Annotated in this window: 18 protein-coding genes; 9 read left to right on the top strand and 9 right to left on the bottom strand. The window is 52.2% G+C overall.

Features of this window, described 5'->3' with window-relative positions:
- The first annotated feature begins 44 nt into the window (after window positions 1–44).
- The 8 genes from tdcB to OGW44_RS21670 all read left to right on the top strand — a co-directional run bounded on the left by tdcB (window position 45) and on the right by OGW44_RS21670 (window position 10,804).
- On the top strand, window positions 45–1,034 hold the full coding sequence (gene tdcB / locus OGW44_RS21635; RefSeq protein WP_003828594.1) for a bifunctional threonine ammonia-lyase/L-serine ammonia-lyase TdcB: 990 nt from the start codon (window positions 45–47) through the stop codon (window positions 1,032–1,034).
- A 22-nt stretch (window positions 1,035–1,056) separates the two neighbouring features.
- Entirely contained in the window at window positions 1,057–2,388 is a 1,332-nt protein-coding gene (tdcC, locus tag OGW44_RS21640; RefSeq protein ID WP_016154633.1) for a threonine/serine transporter TdcC, read from the top strand.
- Between the two features lie 31 nt (window positions 2,389–2,419).
- Window positions 2,420–3,628 (top strand): propionate kinase, encoded by a 1,209-nt coding sequence (gene tdcD / locus OGW44_RS21645; RefSeq protein ID WP_016154632.1) that lies wholly within the window; start codon window positions 2,420–2,422, stop codon window positions 3,626–3,628.
- Window positions 3,629–3,656: 28 nt separating this feature from the next.
- Entirely contained in the window at window positions 3,657–5,951 is a 2,295-nt protein-coding gene (gene pflB, locus OGW44_RS21650) for a formate C-acetyltransferase (protein ID WP_181635175.1), read from the top strand.
- A gap of 13 nt (window positions 5,952–5,964) precedes the next feature.
- Window positions 5,965–6,360 (top strand): enamine/imine deaminase, encoded by a 396-nt coding sequence (locus OGW44_RS21655; RefSeq protein ID WP_016157544.1) that lies wholly within the window; start codon window positions 5,965–5,967, stop codon window positions 6,358–6,360.
- Between the two features lie 87 nt (window positions 6,361–6,447).
- Window positions 6,448–7,812 (top strand): L-serine ammonia-lyase, encoded by a 1,365-nt coding sequence (gene tdcG / locus OGW44_RS21660; protein WP_019077758.1) that lies wholly within the window; start codon window positions 6,448–6,450, stop codon window positions 7,810–7,812.
- Between the two features lie 325 nt (window positions 7,813–8,137).
- Window positions 8,138–9,469 (top strand): SLC5/6 family protein, encoded by a 1,332-nt coding sequence (locus OGW44_RS21665; RefSeq protein ID WP_016157542.1) that lies wholly within the window; start codon window positions 8,138–8,140, stop codon window positions 9,467–9,469.
- Window positions 9,470–9,493: 24 nt separating this feature from the next.
- The gene (locus OGW44_RS21670; RefSeq protein WP_016154627.1) at window positions 9,494–10,804 is read left to right on the top strand and encodes an L-cysteine desulfidase family protein; all 1,311 of its coding nucleotides are present in this window, start codon (window positions 9,494–9,496) and stop codon (window positions 10,802–10,804) included.
- 53 nt (window positions 10,805–10,857) lie between these two features.
- On the opposite strand, the gene OGW44_RS21675 is transcribed toward OGW44_RS21670, so the two are convergent.
- Window positions 10,858–11,007, bottom strand: a complete 150-nt coding sequence (locus OGW44_RS21675) for a protein YhaL (RefSeq protein ID WP_016157540.1) — start codon at window positions 11,005–11,007, stop codon at window positions 10,858–10,860.
- Window positions 11,008–11,033: 26 nt separating this feature from the next.
- A complete protein-coding gene (locus OGW44_RS21680; protein ID WP_103284269.1) occupies window positions 11,034–11,735 on the bottom strand; it encodes a pirin family protein in 702 nt (233 codons plus the stop codon).
- A 104-nt stretch (window positions 11,736–11,839) separates the two neighbouring features.
- On the opposite strand from OGW44_RS21680, the gene yhaJ reads away from it, so the two are divergent.
- Window positions 11,840–12,736 (top strand): DNA-binding transcriptional regulator YhaJ, encoded by an 897-nt coding sequence (gene yhaJ / locus OGW44_RS21685; protein ID WP_016154624.1) that lies wholly within the window; start codon window positions 11,840–11,842, stop codon window positions 12,734–12,736.
- 64 nt (window positions 12,737–12,800) lie between these two features.
- Here yhaJ and OGW44_RS21690 read toward each other — a convergent pair whose 3' ends face one another.
- The 7 genes from OGW44_RS21690 to OGW44_RS21720 form a co-directional block, all read right to left on the bottom strand.
- Window positions 12,801–13,166, bottom strand: a complete 366-nt coding sequence (locus OGW44_RS21690) for a DUF805 domain-containing protein (protein ID WP_016154623.1) — start codon at window positions 13,164–13,166, stop codon at window positions 12,801–12,803.
- A 124-nt stretch (window positions 13,167–13,290) separates the two neighbouring features.
- Complete coding sequence (gene yqjG, locus OGW44_RS21695; protein ID WP_185654420.1) at window positions 13,291–14,277, bottom strand: glutathionyl-hydroquinone reductase YqjG; 987 nt, start codon at window positions 14,275–14,277, stop codon at window positions 13,291–13,293.
- Between the two features lie 72 nt (window positions 14,278–14,349).
- A complete protein-coding gene (locus OGW44_RS21700; RefSeq protein ID WP_003024847.1) occupies window positions 14,350–14,742 on the bottom strand; it encodes a DoxX family protein in 393 nt (130 codons plus the stop codon).
- Between the two features lie 173 nt (window positions 14,743–14,915).
- Window positions 14,916–15,215 carry a YqjK-like family protein gene (locus tag OGW44_RS21705; protein ID WP_003024845.1) on the bottom strand — a complete coding sequence of 100 codons (300 nt, stop codon included), beginning with the start codon at window positions 15,213–15,215 and terminating at the stop codon, window positions 14,916–14,918.
- The gene (locus OGW44_RS21710) at window positions 15,215–15,610 is read right to left on the bottom strand and encodes a phage holin family protein (protein WP_016157537.1); all 396 of its coding nucleotides are present in this window, start codon (window positions 15,608–15,610) and stop codon (window positions 15,215–15,217) included. Before OGW44_RS21710 ends, OGW44_RS21705 begins: the two co-directional genes overlap by 1 nt.
- Window positions 15,611–15,612: 2 nt before the next feature.
- Window positions 15,613–15,918 (bottom strand): ElaB/YgaM/YqjD family protein, encoded by a 306-nt coding sequence (locus tag OGW44_RS21715; RefSeq protein WP_003024832.1) that lies wholly within the window; start codon window positions 15,916–15,918, stop codon window positions 15,613–15,615.
- A 33-nt stretch (window positions 15,919–15,951) separates the two neighbouring features.
- On the bottom strand, window positions 15,952–16,320 hold the full coding sequence (locus OGW44_RS21720) for a DUF1090 domain-containing protein (protein WP_016154619.1): 369 nt from the start codon (window positions 16,318–16,320) through the stop codon (window positions 15,952–15,954).
- Window positions 16,321–16,442: the final 122 nt, after the last annotated feature.

Below are 16,442 nucleotides of genomic sequence, written 5' to 3' on the forward strand. Positions count from 1 at the left end.
GTCACGGCTATCTATTTACTTTAATACCCTAGTAAGAGGTTCTAATGCACATTACATACGATCTCCCAGTTGCAATTGAAGATATCCTCGAAGCGAAAAAAAGACTGGCGGGGAAAATTTATAAAACGGGAATGCCTCGCTCTAACTATTTTAGTGAACGTTGCAAAGGGGAAATTTTCCTCAAGTTTGAAAATATGCAGCGTACCGGTTCATTTAAAATCCGTGGTGCGTTTAACAAGCTCAGTTCATTAACCGAAGCTGAAAGATGTAAGGGCGTGGTGGCTTGCTCTGCAGGTAACCATGCGCAAGGGGTTTCTCTCTCCTGCGCCATGCTCGGAATCGACGGCAAAGTGGTCATGCCGAAAGGCGCGCCGAAGTCTAAAGTTGCTGCAACCTGCGATTATTCCGCAGAGGTTGTGCTGCACGGCGACAACTTCAACGACACCATCGCTAAGGTTAGCGAGATTGTGGAAACTGAAGGCCGTATCTTTATTCCGCCATATGATGACCCGAAAGTGATTGCTGGTCAGGGCACTATTGGTCTGGAAATTCTGGAAGATCTGTACGATGTCGATAACGTGATTGTGCCAATTGGCGGTGGCGGACTGATTGCTGGTATTGCGGTGGCAATTAAATCTATTAACCCGACTATTAAAATTATTGGCGTACAGTCTGAAAATGTTCACGGCATGGCGGCTTCTTTCCACGCTGGAGAAATAACCACGCACCGAACGACCGGCACCCTGGCGGATGGTTGTGACGTTTCCCGCCCGGGTACTTTAACGTATGAAATTGTTCGTGAGTTGGTGGATGACATTGTCCTGGTCAGCGAAGATGAAATTCGCAACAGCATGGTGGCATTAATTCAGCGAAATAAAGTTGTGACTGAAGGTGCCGGCGCGCTGGCTTGCGCAGCATTATTAAGCGGGAAATTAGATAGCTATATCCAGAACAGAAAAACAGTCAGCATTATTTCTGGCGGTAATATCGACCTTTCTCGTGTATCTCAAATTACTGGTTTAGTTGACGCTTAATATACTTCGTTGAGGATAGGATATGAGTACTACTGATAGCATTGTATCCAGCCAGACAAAACAGTCGTCCTGGCGCAAATCGGACACCACCTGGACACTGGGTTTATTTGGTACAGCCATCGGCGCCGGGGTGCTGTTCTTCCCTATCCGCGCAGGTTTTGGCGGACTGATCCCCATTCTGATAATGCTGGTGTTAGCATACCCCATCGCCTTCTATTGCCACCGTGCGCTGGCACGCCTGTGTCTTTCCGGTTCTAACCCTTCCGGTAACATCACAGAAACGGTTGAAGAGCACTTTGGTAAAACGGGCGGCGTGGTTATCACGTTCCTCTACTTCTTTGCGATTTGTCCGCTGCTGTGGATTTATGGCGTCACCATTACCAACACCTTTATGACCTTTTGGGAAAACCAGTTGCAGATGCCAGCGTTAAACCGTGGCTTCGTGGCACTGTTCCTGCTGCTGCTGATGGCATTCGTCATCTGGTTTGGTAAGGATCTGATGGTTAAAGTGATGAGCTACCTGGTATGGCCGTTTATTGCCAGCCTGGTGCTGATCTCTCTGTCTCTGATTCCTTACTGGAACTCTGCGGTTATCGATCAGGTTGATCTCAGCAATATCGCTCTGACTGGCCATGACGGCATCCTGGTTACCGTGTGGCTGGGTATTTCCATCATGGTGTTCTCTTTCAACTTCTCACCTATCGTTTCTTCCTTCGTGGTCTCTAAACGTGAAGAGTATGAGAAAGATTACGGTCGCGAATTTACTGAGCAGAAATGTTCAAAAATCATCTCTCGCGCCAGTATGCTGATGGTTGCCGTGGTGATGTTCTTTGCCTTTAGCTGCCTGTTCACGCTCTCTCCGGCAAACATGGCGGATGCGAAAGCGCAGAACATTCCAGTACTGTCTTACCTGGCGAACCACTTCGCTTCACTGTCCGGTTCGAAGTCCACCTTCGCGACCGTTCTGGAGTACGGCGCTTCAATCATCGCACTGGTTGCTATCTTCAAATCTTTCTTCGGCCACTACCTGGGCACGCTGGAAGGTCTGAACGGTCTGGTACTGAAGTTTGGTTACAAAGGCGATAAAACTAAGGTTTCCGCTGGCAAACTTAATACCATCAGCATGATCTTCATCATGGGCTCCACCTGGGTTGTGGCTTACGCCAACCCGAACATCCTGGACCTGATTGAAGCAATGGGCGCGCCGATTATTGCCTCTCTGCTCTGCCTGCTGCCGATGTATGCCATCCGTAAAGCGCCGTCACTGGCGAAATACCGTGGCCGTCTGGATAACGTGTTTGTTACCGTGATTGGTCTGCTGACTATCCTGAACATTGTCTACAAACTGTTTTAATCCTTAAGCTCAGGATGAGCGGAGTAGTGAAATGAATGAGTTTCCGGTAGTACTGGTTATTAACTGTGGTTCGTCTTCCATTAAATTCTCAGTGCTGGATGCAGCGAACTGTGAAGTTTTAATGGCGGGAATCGCGGACGGTATTAACTCTGAAAATGCGTTCATAGCAATTAATGGAGGAGAGCCAGCTAAGCTGGCTCACCACAGCTACGAAGACGCATTAAAAGCAATCGCCGTTGAACTGGAAAAACGTAATTTAATGGACAGCGTGGCCTTAATTGGCCACCGCATTGCCCACGGTGGAAATATCTTTACCGAATCAGCAATTATTACTGACGACGTTATCGATAATATTCGCCGGGTATCGCCTTTAGCACCGTTACATAATTATGCGAACCTCAGTGGGATTGAATCCGCACAGCACCTTTTCCCAGGCGTGCAGCAGGTTGCGGTATTTGATACCAGCTTCCACCAGACGATGGCCCCTGAGGCCTATCTTTACGGTCTACCGTGGAAATATTTTGAGGAGTTAGGCGTTCGTCGTTATGGCTTCCACGGCACGTCGCACCGCTATGTATCTCAGCGAGCGCATGAGCTTCTTGAGCTGCAGAGTGATGACTCCGGTCTGGTTGTGGCTCACCTGGGGAACGGCGCGTCAATCTGCGCGGTGCGTAACGGGCAGAGCGTTGATACCTCAATGGGCATGACGCCGTTGGAAGGACTGATGATGGGCACACGCAGCGGTGACGTCGATTTCGGCGCCATGGCGTGGATTGCCAGCGAAACCAACCAGACGCTGAGCGACCTTGAGCGCGTTGTGAATAAAGAGTCCGGTTTACTGGGTATTTCCGGTTTGTCCTCTGACTTACGTACGTTAGAAAAAGCCTGGCACGAGGGACATGAGCGTGCGCAGTTGGCGATTAAAACGTTTGTGCATCGTATCGCGCGCCATATCGCCGGACATGCCGCTTCGCTGCATCGTCTTGATGGGATTATTTTCACCGGTGGAATAGGTGAGAACTCGGTATTAATTCGTCGTCTGGTTATTGAACATCTCGCCGTTTTAGGGGTGAATATCGACAGCGAGATGAATAGCCTGCCAAATTCCCATGGCGAAAGAATTATCTCTAATAAAGATGCTCGTGTTATTTGTGCGGTTATTCCCACAAATGAAGAGAAAATGATTGCGCGTGATGCCATTGCGTTAGGCAAAATTAATATACCAGTAGAATTTGCATAATTAATTTTCAGCAGAGAGATTATTTTTCATGAAGGTAAATATCGATACCAGCGATATGCTGTATGCCGAAGCCTGGAATGGCTTTAAAGGTACGGACTGGAAAGAAGAAATTAATGTCCGTGATTTTATTCAGCACAACTATACGCCTTATGAAGGGGATGAATCTTTCCTCGCCGAAGCAACGCCAGCGACCACTGCATTGTGGGAAAAAGTCATGGCGGGCATCCGTATTGAAAACTCGACGCACGCGCCGGTTGATTTCGATACCAATATTGCCACCACGATAACCGCACATGATGCGGGTTATATTGAACAAGAACTGGAAAAAATCGTTGGTCTGCAAACGGATAAGCCGCTCAAGCGCGCTCTGCATCCGTTTGGCGGCATCAACATGATCAAAAGCTCTTTTGATGCTTATGGTCGTGAGATGGATGCTGATTTTGAATACCAGTTTACTGAACTGCGTAAAACCCATAACCAGGGCGTATTCGACGCCTACTCTCCGGATATGCTGCGCTGCCGTAAATCCGGCGTGCTGACCGGTCTGCCGGACGGCTATGGCCGTGGTCGTATCATCGGCGACTATCGCCGCGTCGCGTTGTACGGTATCCGCTACCTGGTACGCGAGCGTGAACTGCAGTTTGCCGATCTCCAGTCGAACCTGGAGTGGGGCCAGAATCTTGAAGCCACGATTCGCCTGCGCGAAGAGCTGTCTGAGCACCGTCGCGCCCTGCTGCAGATGCAGGAAATGGCAGCGAAGTACGGCTGCGATATCTCCCGCCCGGCGCGTAATGCGCAGGAAGCGGTGCAGTGGGTTTACTTTGCTTACCTGGCTGCGGTGAAATCTCAGAACGGCGGCGCAATGTCGTTGGGCCGAACCGCATCGTTCCTCGACATCTACATTGAGCGCGATTTCAAAGCGGGAATTTTAAACGAGCAGCAGGCGCAGGAGCTGATCGACCACTTCATTATGAAGATCCGTATGGTGCGCTTCCTGCGCACGCCGGAATTCGACACCCTGTTCTCAGGCGACCCTATCTGGGCGACTGAAGTTATCGGCGGCATGGGGCTGGATGGCCGCACGCTGGTGACGAAAAACTCGTTCCGCTACCTGCATACGCTGCACACCATGGGACCGGCGCCTGAGCCGAACCTGACGGTGCTGTGGTCTGAAGCACTGCCGATTGCCTTCAAAAAGTACGCCGCCCAGGTGTCTATCATCACCTCGTCTTTGCAGTATGAAAACGACGATTTGATGCGTGCCGACTTTGACAGCGATGACTATGCCATTGCCTGCTGCGTAAGCCCGATGGTTATCGGCAAACAAATGCAGTTCTTCGGTGCGCGTGCCAACCTCGCCAAAACGTTGCTGTACGCAATCAACGGCGGCGTGGATGAGAAGCTGAAAATTCAGGTTGGGCCGAAAACGGCACCGCTGATGGATGACGTGCTGGATTACGATACGGTGATGGAGAGCCTGGACCACTTTATGGACTGGCTGGCTGTGCAGTACATCAGCGCGCTGAACATCATCCACTATATGCACGACAAGTACAGCTATGAAGCTTCGTTGATGGCGCTGCACGATCGTGATGTCTATCGCACGATGGCTTGTGGTATGGCGGGTCTGTCCGTGGCGGCGGATTCTCTGTCGGCTATCAAATACGCCCGCGTGAAACCGATTCGTGATGAAAACGGTCTGGCTGTCGATTTCGAAATCGAAGGCGACTATCCGCAATACGGCAACAACGACGAGCGAGTAGACAGCATTGCCTGCGACCTGGTCGAACGCTTCATGAAGAAAATTAAAGTGTTGCCAACCTACCGTAACGCGGTGCCGACGCAGTCCATCCTGACCATCACCTCCAACGTGGTGTACGGACAGAAAACCGGTAACACACCGGACGGACGTCGCGCAGGTACGCCGTTTGCGCCGGGGGCTAACCCGATGCACGGCCGCGATCGTAAAGGCGCGGTTGCGTCGTTAACCTCAGTGGCCAAACTGCCGTTTACCTATGCCAAAGACGGTATCTCGTACACCTTCTCCATTGTGCCGGCTGCACTGGGCAAAGAAGATGGGGTGCGTAAAACCAACCTGGTTGGTCTGCTGGATGGTTACTTCCACCACGAAGCGCATGTGGAAGGTGGGCAGCATCTGAACGTTAACGTTATGAACCGTGAAATGTTGATGGATGCCGTTGAGCACCCGGAAAACTATCCGAACCTGACGATCCGCGTGTCTGGCTATGCGGTGCGCTTCAACGCGTTGACCCGTGAACAGCAGCAGGATGTTATTTCACGTACTTTCACCCAGGCGCTCTGACGCCGGAGGGATTATGAGAAAAGTTATTGCAACCGAATGTGCGCCAGGGGCGATTGGGCCTTACGTACAGGGCGTGGATCTGGGCAGCATGGTGTTGACGTCAGGTCAAATCCCGGTGTGTCCACAGACCGGTGAAGTGGCAGAAAACGTGGCCGATCAGGCACGTCAAAGCCTGGAAAACGTGAAAGCGATCGTCGAGTCCGCAGGTTTGAAAGTGAGCGATATCGTGAAGACTACCGTTTTCGTATCCGACCTGAACGACTTCGCCACCATTAACCAGGTGTACCAGCAGTTCTTTGATGAGCATCAGGCTATCTACCCCACGCGCAGTTGCGTACAGGTCGCCCGCTTACCAAAGGATGTGAAGCTGGAGATTGAAGCCATCGCCGTACGTGGCGACACGCTGTAATCCCTTGCGGGGCGATCTCAGGATCGCCCCAATCCTTAATGAGTGTGAAACCTGGTCTTCACTGAACGGCAATCCGAGGGTGTGGATATGATTAGCGCATTCGATATTTTCAAGATTGGCATTGGACCTTCCAGCTCCCATACCGTGGGGCCAATGAACGCAGGTAAAAGCTTTATCGATCTGTTGGTCAGCAGCGGCGAACTCCCCAGAACCACGCATATTGTGGTCGATCTTTACGGGTCGCTTTCCCTGACCGGGAAAGGTCATGCGACAGATGTCGCGATCATGATGGGGTTGGCCGGTAATAGTCCGCAAAACGTTAATATAGACTCAATCGCTGGTTTTACTCAGGAAGTAGCCCGTACCGGACGTTTGCCGGTTGCTGAGGGCACGCATGTTGTCGATTTCTCTCCAGATGAAAATATTCTCTTTCATACCGAAACCCTGCCGCGCCATGAAAATGGCATGCGTATCACCGCGTGGAACGGCACCGAGAGGCTATTAAGCAAAACCTATTACTCCGTCGGCGGTGGTTTTATCATTGAAGAGGAGCAATTTGGGCAGGTGCATGATGTTGAAGCACACGTGCCCTACAATTTTCATTCCGCCAGCGAACTGCTGAAACTGTGCGAGCGCAATGGGCTGTCTGTTTCCGGCTTGATGATGCAAAACGAGCTGGCGATGCGCAGCAAAGAGGAAATCGATGCTGGCTTTGCCGCCATTTGGGACGTCATGCACGCCGGGATTGAGCGCGGCATGAACACCGAAGGCGTCCTGCCGGGGCCGCTTAACGTTCCGCGTCGCGCCGTGGCGTTACGTCGGTTGCTGGTTTCCAGCGATAATCTGTCCAGCGACCCGATGAACGTTATTGACTGGATCAACATGTTCGCGCTGGCCGTGAGCGAAGAAAACGCCGCCGGCTGCCGGGTTGTGACGGCGCCGACCAACGGTGCATGTGGGATTATTCCCGCCGTATTGGCCTATTACGACAAGTTCCGCCGTCCGGTGAATGCGAACTCCATTGCCCGCTATTTGCTGGCCGCGGGGGCGATAGGCGCGCTGTATAAGATGAACGCCTCTATTTCTGGTGCTGAGGTGGGCTGCCAGGGTGAGATTGGCGTAGCCTGTTCAATGGCGGCTGCCGGTCTGACAGAACTGCTGGGCGGTAGCCCTTCGCAGGTCTGTATCGCAGCGGAAATCGCCATGGAGCATAATCTGGGGCTGACCTGCGATCCGGTAGCCGGACAGGTGCAAATACCGTGCATTGAACGTAATGCGATCAACGCAGTAAAAGCCGTCAACGCCGCGCGCATGGCGCTACGTCGAACGTCAGAACCACGCGTTTCGCTCGATAAAGTGATCGAGACCATGTATGAAACGGGCAAAGATATGAACGACAAATACCGTGAAACCTCACGCGGTGGGCTGGCAATTAAAGTGGTTTGTACCTGAGGTGAAAAACCGTGCCTGGTAAGCGCAGCGCTATCCAGCAATAAATTAATCAATATGGCATGATAAAAAAGGTGCACGTTAGTGCGCCTTTTTTGTTGTGATCTGCTTCAAATATAGAAATTCAATTCTTTATATTGAAATAAAAGAGAAAATATTTCTTAACTTTTAGAAATTACAGGGGTTTGTTTGTGAAGTTTTTCTCTGATCCTGCGCGTATGATTTCCTCATTACTCCAATAGCTCACCTGCACCGTAGTACTGCGTATCGCATTGAGGCAGTACGAAAAAAATATAAAAACCTCTACCTACACATTGAGCGGAAAATTATGGAAACGGCAACGAATAACAGCGTAATACTCGACGCATCTGCTCCAGCACGTCGGGCGGGAATGACCGAAAGTGAATGGCGCGAAGCCATTAAATTCGACAGCATGGACACCGGCTGGGTCATTATGAGTATCGGTATGGCAATTGGTGCGGGGATTGTTTTTCTTCCCGTCCAGGTGGGTTTGATGGGGCTGTGGGTGTTTTTGCTCTCCTCTATCATTGGCTATCCAGCCATGTATCTGTTCCAGCGTCTGTTTATTAATACGCTGGCTGAGTCCCCTGAGTGTAAAGACTACCCGAGCGTGATCAGCGGCTATCTGGGTAAGAACTGGGGCATCCTGTTAGGTGCGTTGTATTTTGTGATGCTGGTTATCTGGATGTTCGTCTATTCCACCGCCATCACCAACGATAGCGCCTCCTACCTGCATACTTTTGGTGTTACTGAAGGGTTACTGTCCGACAGCCCGTTCTATGGCCTGGTGCTGATTTGCATCCTGGTGGCTATCTCGTCCCGCGGGGAAAAACTGCTGTTTAAAATCTCCACCGGTATGGTACTGACCAAGCTGCTGGTGGTGGCGGCGCTTGGCGTGTCGATGGTTGGGATGTGGCATTTATATAACGTAGGTTCACTGCCGCCGATGGCGCTGCTGATCAAAAACGCGATTATCACGCTGCCGTTTACCCTGACCTCGATTCTGTTTATTCAGACCTTAAGCCCGATGGTTATCTCCTATCGTTCTCGCAATAAATCCATTGAAGTGGCACGCCATAAAGCCCTGCGAGCCATGAATATTGCGTTCGGTATTCTGTTTGTGACCGTCTTTTTCTACGCCGTTTCCTTCACGCTGGCGATGGGCCATGACGAAGCGGTTAAAGCTTATGAGCAGAACATTTCCGCTCTGGCGATTGCCGCGCAGTTTATCAGCGGCGCGGGTGCTGGCTGGGTGAAAATCGTCAGCGTTATTCTGAACATCTTTGCCGTAATGACCGCTTTCTTCGGCGTTTACTTAGGGTTCCGTGAAGCCACTCAAGGGATCGTGATGAACGTTCTGCGCCGCAAAATGCCAGCCGAGAAAATCAATGAGACCCTGGTTCAGCGCGGCATTATGGTTTTCGCTATCCTGCTGGCGTGGGGAGCCATTGTGCTCAATGCGCCGGTACTGAGCTTCACTTCTATTTGTAGCCCTATCTTCGGCATGGTGGGATGTCTGATCCCGGCCTGGTTGGTCTACAAAGTTCCTGCACTGCACAAATACAAAGGCGCTTCCCTGTATCTGATTATTGTCACGGGCCTGCTGCTGTGCGTTTCTCCGTTCCTGGCATTTTCCTGAGATATCTGAGCAAAGGTTGTTGTTATGTTTGAGACTACATTGAATCCATTATGGGATAGTTTTATCCGCGCGGTGCAGGAAGAAGTTAAGCCTGCGCTGGGCTGCACGGAACCTATCTCTCTGGCTCTGGCGGCAGCGGTCGCCTCCTCTGAGCTGGACGGCGCGGTTGAACGCATTGATGCGTGGGTCTCACCGAACCTGATGAAAAACGGCATGGGCGTTACCGTGCCGGGTACCGGAATGGTTGGGCTGCCTGTGGCGGCGGCACTGGGTGCGCTGGGGGGAAATGCCCACGCCGGTTTAGAGGTACTGAAAGACGCCTCGCCTCAAGCGATTGCCGATGCGAAAGCGATGCTTACCGCCGGGAAGGTCGCAGTGATGCTGCAGGAGCCATGCGAGGACATTCTCTTCTCCCGTGCGAAGGTTTATAGCGCTGAGGGATGGGCGTGCGTGACGATTGTTGGTGGTCATACCAACATTGTGCACATTGAGACCAATAAGGGCGTGGTGTTCACGACAGAACAGAACGCTCAGGAAGAGGAGCAAGAGTCACCGCTGGCGGTATTGTCCCACACGTCGCTGGAAGAGATTCTGGCGTTCGTGAACGCGGTACCGTTTGAGTCAATCCGCTTTATTCTCGATGCGGCGAAACTGAACGGTGCGCTGTCCCAGGAAGGGCTGCGCGGTAACTGGGGCTTGCACATCGGAACCACGCTTGAGAAGCAGTGCGCGCGTGGCCTGCTGGCGAACGATCTCTCTACCTCTATTCTGATCCGCACCAGTGCTGCATCGGATGCGCGAATGGGGGGAGCGACGCTTCCGGCAATGAGCAACTCGGGCTCTGGAAATCAGGGGATTACCGCGACCGTTCCGGTAATGGTGGTGGCTGAGCACTTTGGTGCGGATGAAGAAAAACTGGCGCGTGCGCTGATGTTGTCTCACCTGAGCGCTATCTACATCCATCATCAGCTTCCGCGTTTGTCTGCACTGTGTGCGGCAACCACGGCGGCGATGGGCGCCGCGGCGGGGATGGCGTGGATTGTTGATGGTCGCTACAACACCATCGCGATGGCAATCAGCAGCATGATTGGCGACGTGAGCGGAATGATTTGCGATGGTGCCTCAAACAGCTGCGCGATGAAAGTTTCAACCAGCGCATCTGCGGCGTGGAAAGCGGTGCTGATGGCGCTGGATGATACCGCTGTGACCGGCAATGAAGGGATTGTGGCGCACAACGTGGAGCAATCTATCACGAACCTGTGTGCGCTGGCGTGTCGCTCGATGCAGGAAACCGACAAGCAGATCATTGAGATCATGGCCAGTAAGGCACATTAATCTGCAGGCCGGGTAAGGCGGAATCGCCCCCGGCATAACTCTAAGCCGCCTTTTCAGGCGGCTTCTTCGTCTTCCAGCCGTAGCTCGGCATCCGCCACAATCGCTTCCAGCTCTGTCAGCATTTCTTCATAGCCGAAGGTCACAGTATCCTGTTTTTTCGGCTCAACCTGCGGCTGGCGTTTTTTTGATGATTTCTTGCTCAATAGTCGTACTCCATTGTTTTCCCTGACTATACGGGCAAATCTATCAGCAAAGCGCGCAGCGCGGTATCGGCGACTAACGTTATGTTAGTTTCGTCACGAATAAATGCGCCATCGCCGCAGGTGAGCGCTTCCTTTTCGGCGCCAGATGTCACCGCATGGAATCTGCCGTGGATCGACTGTAAGTAAGCCCGCGGCCCATGTAACTGAAAACTCAGCGATTCACCTTGTTGCAGTTCAACGTGGTGCACCCATACCTGTTGACGCAGATGCAGGCTGCCTTGTTCTCCATCCGGCGAGGCGAGCAACTGATGCTTACCGGCATTCAGCGTGGCTTTCTGTACGCAGGCGTTTTCGCGCTGCGGGCAGGCATCCAGCCAGAGCTGCATTCGGGTTAACGGTTTATCTTTGCTGATATTGTGTTCGCTGTAGCTAATTCCCGGCTGTGTGGCGAGCAGTAAAACTTCTCCTGCCTTGGCCTGGATATGGTTGCCTTCACTGTCGCGGTACTCCGCTTCCCCTTCGAGGATCAGATTGACGATATCCACCTTCGGATAGGTACGTGGCTGGAAAGAGGCTCCCGGTGCCAGAACTTCCTGGTTCAGAACACGCAGCGAGGCATAACCCAGCAGTTTAGGATCAAAATAGTGTCCAAAGGAGAAGGTATAACGGGCCTGCAGCCAGCCGTAGTCTGCTTGCCCGCATTGTTTGGCTGTACGGGTAGTAATCATAGTTCTTGACCTCTCTTTACTTCCTTTTATGTTAAATGGCTAGACGCTGCATTGTTAGCCAGATATTCTGCCCGGTATGTTCAAATTTCCTGAATGAGAACGAGATGGCCAAAGAAAGGGCTTTAACGCTTGAGGCGTTACGCGTCATGGACGCAATAGACCGGCGTGGCAGCTTTGCCGCCGCAGCGGACGAACTGGGGCGCGTTCCTTCCGCGCTCAGCTATACCATGCAGAAGCTGGAGGAAGAGCTGGACGTCGTGCTGTTCGACCGTTCAGGTCATCGCACAAAATTCACCAACGTCGGGCGTATGCTGCTGGAACGTGGGCGTGTACTGTTGGAAGCTGCGGATAAGCTGACCACCGATGCCGAAGCGCTGGCTCGCGGTTGGGAAACGCATCTGACCATCGTCACCGAAGCGCTGGTGCCGACGGCGGCGTTTTTCCCGCTGATCGACAGACTTGCCGGGAAGGCCAATACCCAGCTTTCCGTTATTACCGAAGTTCTGGCCGGGGCGTGGGAGCGTCTGGAGCAGGGGCGGGCGGATATCGTGATTGCGCCGGATATGCATTTTCGCTCATCTTCGGAAATCAACTCGCGCAAGCTGTACTCGCTGATGAACGTATATGTGGCGGCCCCGGATCATCCAATTCATCAGGAGCCGGAACCGTTATCGGAAGTCACCCGCGTGAAGTACCGTGGAATCGCGGTGGCGGACACGGCCCGCGAACGCCCGGTGCTGACGGTTCAACTGCTGGATAAACAGCCGCGTCTGACGGTGAGTTCGATAGAAGATAAACGCCAGGCGCTGTTGGCCGGCCTTGGCGTGGCGACGATGCCATACCCGCTGGTGGAAGAGGACATTGCGGCGGGTCGGTTGCGTGTGGTTAGCCCGGAATCGACAAGCGAAATTGATATTATTATGGCCTGGCGTCGAGACAGCATGGGCGAAGCGAAATCCTGGTGTTTGCGGGAAATTCCCAAGCTGTTTGCGGGTAAATAGCAGGGCTGTTACGCCGGATGCGGTGCAAATGCACCTTATCCGGCCGACAAGATGGTGTATTACATCAGGACAGTTGTTTCGGGTCAGCGCCGAAGCGGTTGCTCCCCTGAGTCCCATTTTGACAGTTGAAAATGATGATTACCAACCAGCCTACGATCGGGATCAGCAGCACCAGTAGCCACCAGGCCGAGCGGTCGGTGTCATGTAAACGCCGGAACTGCACCGCCCACCACGGGATAAAGACCAGAACCCCATAAATCGTCGTTAATATGCCTTCCCCTCCGGCGCGTTCCCAGCCAAGCATTCTGTCCAGAATGCCCAGCACGAACGTAAAGATGATGTTGACCAGCACAAACATCCAGTATTCTTTACGACGCGCGCGGCCCCCAAAACCAAAGTAGTTCTTTAATACGTTTAAATACCAATCCATTTTTGCCTCGTTCTGTATTCAATTACTTGTTTTTAAAGCAATCAAATTAAGAATAGCCGTGAATGGAATACTGGTAAATATTTGCAGTATTAATTATTTGGCCCCCAAAGGGGACCCGTGTAAATCAGGCAAAACGGTCATCACGCCCGTGGGGTTCGTTGAGGTCCTGCCACGGTCCGACAGAAATAATGCCGGTCGGGTTAATGGTTTTGTGGCTACGGAAGTAGTGATTGCGGATGTGATCGAAATTAACGGTCTCCGCAATGCCTGGCATCTGGTAGATATCGCGCAGGAAACCGTACAGGTTCAGATAGTCGCTAATCCGGTGTTTGTCGCACTTGAAGTGCGTCACATACACAGGATCAAAGCGCACCAGCGTGGTCCACAGGCGAATATCGGCCTCTGTTAACTGGTCCCCGGTCAGGTAGCGATGTTGCCCAAGGATCTGCTCCAGCCGCGCCAGAGATTGAAAGACTTTTTCTACGGCGTCGTCGTAGGCTTCCTGACTGGTGGCAAATCCGGCTTTATACACGCCGTTATTGACGTTGTCATAAATCCAGTCGTTCAGCTCGTCGATTTTAGTTTGCAGAGCGGGTGGATAGTAATCCCCGGCTTTCGCGCCCAGCGCATCAAACGCAGTGTTAAACATACGGATGATATCTGCAGATTCGTTGCTGACAATGGTGTGGTTCTTTTTGTCCCACAGCACCGGAACGGTCACCCGACCGCTGTAGTGCGGATCGGCGTGTAAATAGAGTTGATAAAGAAATTCGTGCTGATACAGGGTATCGCCGGTTGCCGCCGGGAAGTTATCGTCAAAGGTCCAGCCGTTTTCCAGCATCAGCGGATGCACAACGGAAACGGAAATAAACGGTTCCAGCCCTTTGAGTTTACGCAAGATCAGCGTGCGATGCGCCCACGGACAGGCCAGAGAAACGTAGAGATGATAGCGGTCTTTTTCGGCGGCGAAACCCCCTTCGCCCGTTGGACCGGGTGCGCCATCCGCAGTGAGCCAGTTACGGAAAGCTGATGCAGAGCGTTGAAATTTTCCCCCGGTTGATTTGGTGTCATACCAGGTGTCATGCCATACGCCGTCAATGAGTTGTCCCATGATTTTCGCCTCCTCAGATAGCAAAAGCGAGGAGATGTCTCCTCGCTTTTTGATGCGTTTAGTATAGCTCGCTTACCATTTTTTATTCAGTACACGGTCGATGCTGAATGCGCCCGGACCGGTGATAGCCAGCAGCAGGAAGCCGCCTGCGATGGTCAGGTTTTTCATAAACATCAGAGAGTTCACACCTTCCGCAAAGTTGCTGTGGAAGAGGAACGCCGTCAGCAGCGTGAAGCCCGCGGTGAACAGCGCGGTAGTGCGGGTCAGGAAACCAAACAGGATGGCCAGACCGCCGCCAAACTCAAGCAGGATAACCAGCGGTAACATAAATCCTGGGACGCCCATGGCTTCCATGTACTGTTGGGTACCCGCATATCCGGTGATTTTTCCCCAACCTGCGGTAATAAACAGGATTGGCATCAGAATGCGCGCTACCAGTACACCAACATCTTCTAATTTCTTCATCATACTCTCCAGGAAACCACTCAGGCGGCTTATTGTGTTTTTTTGTGCAACGACGTCGCAGAGTGCGTCGTTGCTGTCGATGGAGAGAATCATAAACGCGGCTAATGACAATTGTTAGCAAGGAAAACTGTCAGAAATTTTCAAAAAATTTGAGGTTAGGGGGGGAGAGGTGATTAGCCGCGCAGTTGCTGTTGTCTGATGGTCGATTTAACCAGACGCCAGATGCTCCACACGCTAAAGCCGCGTTTAGCCCAGCGTACCAGCAGATTCGGGTTACGAATGGTGCGAACCGCCATAATACTGCTTCCGACCAACACCCAGCCACGCAGGTTCAGCAGCGTCTTCCAGCCACGATCGTAGACTTCGGTGGCTTCCAGCCAGTCGCGGCGAGTGGCAGACAGATCCAGCCTTTGCTGCTGGATCTGTCCAAGCAGTTGCGCCTTACGTTGTTGACGTTCGACTTTACTGCTCATTATGCATCATCCTCCAGGGCCTGCCTGTCGTTAGCGAGTTCATTGCGCGTATGGCGTAGCAGCGTTGTTTTACGCGCTTTACTCAGCGTCCATAGCCCGCCGATAAGCGCTAAAAGCAACAGCACAACGGTGGTGGCAATCATGGCGTTCAGGCGATACTGCGGGTCTATGGCCCAGATGATAAGCACCATCAGACTCATCAGACCAAACGCCGCGAACAGCATGGTCAGCCCAAGCATCAGCAGGATCTGGATGAGATTGGCTTTTTCCTCTTCCAGCTCAACGACGGCCAGCCGCAGCCGCGTCTCTACGATCTCAACGAGAATCGTCAGGATCCGCTGTCCAATACCCAGTACGCCTTTGCCTGGACCTTGTGCGTGTTGAGAGTCTGCCATTATTAACGGCGCGACAGCAGTACACCAAGCACCACACCGACTGCTGCGCCAATGCCGACGCCTGTCCATGGGTTTTCGCGTACGTAGTTATCGGCTTTTGCCGCGGCCTCACGGGTCTGTTTGGCAATCACATCGCTGGTTTCGCTCAGACGATGGCGGCTCTCGCGTAACGCATGTTCGGCTTTGCTGCGAATTTTACTCATCTCTTCCTTCGACTTATCGCCAGAGGAGCTAAGTACTTCTTCAAGCGTATCCGCAAGAGATTTCAGCTCAGCGCGCAGGTTTTCCGTAGCATTATCTTTCGACATAGTTTTCTCCAGTTGAGTGGCTAGTTACCGTACTTAGTAATCGCGTGTCTCGAGTTCTTTCAGCTCTTGCTGAGCTTCAGCAAGCTTATGTTCGCGCTTGGCTATCTTATCCGCATCGCCTTTTTGCTTCGCCTCGGCCAAATCACGTTGACGCTCGGCTATCTCATTTTTCTGCTCGGCGATTTTTTTCTGATGGTCGGCGCGCAGTTTGCTGTCAGTACAATTTGCCCGAACTTCGCTCAGCGCTTTGTTCAGACCATTGATGCGGTTTTGATTGTTGTGCTTTTCGGCATAGCTTATCTCCCGCTGAATATCCTGTTCTTTTTCCTGACAGAGGGTGGAGGCGTAACTGCCGGCACTGAGAGCGAAAAGACTAATTGCTAAAGCGATGCGGTATTTCATTCTTGAACCTTCCATTGTGATTCGACCTTGTGGCTTTGGCCGATGCTCCAGAATAATAAAGCAATGGGTCATAAACCCAGTTTATTAATCATAGGCGCTAAATGATGAAATCACCAAAGTGA

Origin of the sequence: Citrobacter sp. Cb023 (assembly GCF_030336805.1) — a bacterium.
Taxonomy (GTDB): domain Bacteria; phylum Pseudomonadota; class Gammaproteobacteria; order Enterobacterales; family Enterobacteriaceae; genus Citrobacter; species Citrobacter braakii.